Origin of the sequence: Puniceibacterium confluentis (assembly GCF_007923445.1) — a bacterium.
Classification (GTDB): Bacteria; Pseudomonadota; Alphaproteobacteria; order Rhodobacterales; family Rhodobacteraceae; genus Puniceibacterium; species Puniceibacterium confluentis.
In genome coordinates this window covers 1-3577 of sequence record NZ_VOJI01000060.1, presented here as the reverse complement: position 1 = coordinate 3577, position 3577 = coordinate 1, and the positions used below count along the sequence as shown (strand labels likewise).

4 protein-coding genes and 1 pseudogene are annotated in these 3577 nt (G+C 49.7%); 1 reads left to right on the top strand and 4 read right to left on the bottom strand.

Features of this window, described 5'->3' with window-relative positions:
• Positions 1-203: 203 nt before the first annotated feature.
• The 4 genes from FOY53_RS22425 to FOY53_RS23910 form a co-directional block, all read right to left on the bottom strand.
• On the bottom strand, positions 204-1166 hold the full coding sequence (locus FOY53_RS22425) for an adenylate/guanylate cyclase domain-containing protein (protein ID WP_146592510.1): 963 nt from the start codon (positions 1164-1166) through the stop codon (positions 204-206).
• Between the two features lie 81 nt (positions 1167-1247).
• Complete coding sequence (locus tag FOY53_RS22420; RefSeq protein WP_146592509.1) at positions 1248-1943, bottom strand: adenylate/guanylate cyclase domain-containing protein; 696 nt, start codon at positions 1941-1943, stop codon at positions 1248-1250.
• A 19-nt stretch (positions 1944-1962) separates the two neighbouring features.
• Positions 1963-2883, bottom strand: a complete 921-nt coding sequence (locus FOY53_RS22415) for a TIR domain-containing protein (protein WP_146592511.1) — start codon at positions 2881-2883, stop codon at positions 1963-1965.
• 72 nt (positions 2884-2955) lie between these two features.
• Positions 2956-3219, bottom strand: coding sequence for a hypothetical protein (locus FOY53_RS23910; RefSeq protein ID WP_186766733.1), 264 nt, complete (start codon positions 3217-3219; stop codon positions 2956-2958).
• 126 nt (positions 3220-3345) lie between these two features.
• Between FOY53_RS23910 and FOY53_RS23905 the strand changes: the two are divergent.
• A pseudogene (locus FOY53_RS23905) lies at positions 3346-3577 on the top strand (IS481 family transposase); the annotation flags it as partial.

The window sequence follows — 3577 nt, the reverse complement described above, 5'->3', positions numbered from 1 at the left end:
CAACAGCAGGCCGCATGAGGTCAGAAATCAATACACGGATTCTTCCAAAGACTGGAGGAGAGCTGGGTCGCAGGTCAGGCGGGAAGCGGAAGTTCGCTGCACAAGCTTCTGTGCCAAGATGATTTGCTGAAAGCGGACATCTGATTTGCGGTAAAAAATTTAGCGAAGCCCTCTACAGCCCAGATCATCGACCAGAGTAAGTATCAGATTAAACGGTATACTCTGTAGCTGGGCGCGCCCAGTATCTCCCCGTCGAATTGAACAAGTGAACTGCGCTCTAGCCAGCCAACATGAAGCAACTCATAGAGCGCTTGCCCAATGAGGAATTGCCCCGTTTGAGCGAATTCTTGAATCTTGACTGCGCGATTTAACGCTTCGCTGCCGATGTCATAAGATTGAAAGCCTGTGGCCGGAACACTTACAACTCGTTTGCTGGCTTTTCCTGCATCTGCACCGACCCTTATTTGTAACAACGGAAGGTCAGCTTCTTCGAGTGCTGGATTGATCGCTTCTCGAAGAACGCGAAGCAGAGTGAGACCAAGGTCTACCGTATTGTCACACTGGGTAGTAAAACCCGGCATATTGATGTACGCGAGGAATCCATCTCCAGTCACATTCAGAACTGCACCATGGAAATGACCGACACTTGTTAGCAACTCTCTGAGAAAGTACTCATAAGACCTGTCAAATTTTTCGCCATGTTTCTGACGAAGTGAGGTGCTGCCGACAATATCGACTGATATGAAACTTACAAAGTCAGCAATAGGTTCGACAAATAGATCCTTTTGAGGATGTGCTTTCTCTTCCGGCGGAGAGTGCGGCTCTCCTCTTAACTCTCGCTTTAGTGTGGCTCGCCGTGATTTGGAGTAGTCGGAGGCAGACGAAATTGAGGGTGGGCCAAAAGAAATAGGCAAACCACCAAGATGCTGCTCCATCATTTCGTGAACAACCTCTTCCGGGATAGCAATATTCAGGAACTTATCTATGTAAAGCCGACTCTCACCAGAGTCTTTGATAGTGTATCGCCTGGGGTCCGGCTTGAGCCTGATCTTTGCCGTTTGTGTAGCATCATCTGTGGACAATACTTCAATTACAAAGTCGAATCTATGTCGTTCACGTCCTTCTGCATCCAACTCTGCCCAGTCCCTAGTCTTCGTCTTTGACATGCGAAGCTTCCAAGTTGTTCAGAGTTGCACCTTTGGCGGAAGAAGCTCTCAGTTTGAGAGAAGTAGTTGGCGGTACTCGCATCATGAAATGTTCCATTTGTAGGTTGAACGATATATTCGGCGATTGTTTTGCGCCGTCCATTTCCGTTCATCCCACATATTTGTTCCTTTACTATACTTTGCTTCGTCTTCGATGACGTCGTAGACTTTATCGGTGATCCAAGTTGGGTATGCGTCCGAAAGTGACGTGAGTTTTGCGGCATGGTTCGCCGCTCGTCCGATCCAAGCCAGATCATTGGAGTTGCGAATACCAGCTTTGATTGCCATGACATTGCTTCGATCAATTCCGGTAACGTGTTTCATAACGTATTTTGTATTTGGTCGCTGCTTCTTTAGGGCGGGCATGATGATGTCTTTAACTGCCCAGTTGATCTTCAACCCTGCCCTTACCGCAGAAGTGCATTTGTTATCGCCGACAAAAATTCCCATAACCCGGTCGCCATCGAATGACCTTATCTGGCCGCCTTCCTGTCGGATTACTTTGGAGGCACATCGCAAGAACGTCTTATAGTTCTCTGCCGCAAACCAGTCTTTATAGTTGTCTACAAGTTTGGTGGACTCTGACAAATCTGTGTACAAAATAGCTGCATCCAGATCCACTGCGCTATTGCCTGCGGTTACATCAGTATCTTCGGGAACTTTACGACCGTCCCGCCGGTTCCATTGATCTGCGTATATTTTCTTTACCTCAGCATCGAGGTCAGTTTTCAAACTCATGGTTTAATTTACCTATTAATTACCTAGGCCCAAGAACAGAGATACGCTCTTCAATCTGTGAGCAAGCTTCCGAAACGTCGGGTTTATCGTCCGGTTCTTGCGCAGGGCCAAAGCGTAGTGACGTTATCCCTGCCAGATCAGAAGGGACCTTTAGATCGATATGTTTCTGGATTGCAAAAAACGACCTTTCACGTCCAATGGCTCCTGCAAACAAACCCAATTCAAAAACTGTGTTGTCTCTAGGAGCTAACCTTTCCACCCCACGACTTTTGACCGTATCATCAGCGCTAAAAATCGCCACGGTGAAATCTGCGGTCTCAAGCTTACTTTCTAAGCTTTCCATGGTGCCATGAGATGGCTTGAAAACATTGTCCGTCCAGACTTCTACCACAACTTCGCGACCTTCAAAGTAGGCCTGTAGCGCCATTGCTACCGGCAAAGATTCAGAAGCACATGCAACGAACATGAAAGGGACGGGATTGGTGGGCCTAATGAATTTCTTACGCTGTCGAAGCCTATCTGAAATCTCCTTTGCCAGCTCTCTCCACATGTTAGGGTGATTAGAAGCGACCGAGGTAAAGGCTTCTTCTGATACAACCAATCCGACGGTTGGCTCAACGGCAACAACTGATGCAGAGCGTGGCTGAGAAGGGTCAATCAGAGCCATCTCGCCAACGTGTTGACCCGCTTGGCGTTCGGCAACTTTGAAGCCCTTGATACGAACTTCTGCCTTACCAGCAACCAAGAATGTTATCGAATTTGCCCAATCACCTTCCTGGGCAAGAAATTCTCCCTTACCAAAAAACGTAAGTTGTCCACGTGAGCAAAGCTCTTGGGCGGCTTCGACGTTGCCAAGGGTGACTTTCTGATTTTTGATAGCATCAATGGCGAGATCAAATCCCCGCTCTCCAGAAAATCGCTGAAATATTTTAGGTTGCATGGTTTGCTCGCGATAATGCTGCACAGATACAAAATGGTGATAAGGGCGCTCTGCCTACCACAAGATGTCAGGTTAGATAAGATTAATTTTCCCCTCTAGATGCGAGGCGTACGAACGGCAGCAATGCGAAAGCTGCATCGCGGCGTTGGGAAGACCGGCAAGTGTCCGCAATGGGTCGGTCGCCTCATCACGGGCGACCACGGTTCGCAACTTTGCAGCGACCGCTTCCTGCGCGTTGTTGACGGTCGAACAGCCTGTAGCATCTTCGAGCGCCTCAGCAGCGCTGCGGGAGTCCGCTTCCGGGAATCTGCCCGCAGGATTGCGCACCTGCAGCACAGCGGTTGATGTGCTAAGCGCGAAAGGCAAGATAGGGCTGGTTGTAGCCCCCTCTGCCCTCTGCCCTAGTTGTTTGATCCCAGGGTTTGATGGTGTGATCCTTTCGAAGGAATGGAAGGATGCCCTATGGGACAAGTTCGTCACGGAAGCGCCACGACCACGTACGCCGTCAGAGCAGCGATACAGCGATCGCAAGCTTCGCTCGCGACGTTGAGCCGGGAGCTCGGGATCAATCCCAAAACGGTTGCGAAATGGCGCAAACGACAGACTGTTGATGATCTCAAGACCGGCCCAAAGGAGCCACGTTCGACGGTCCTCACGGAGGCTGAGGAGGCGGCCATCGTCGCGTTTCGGCGCC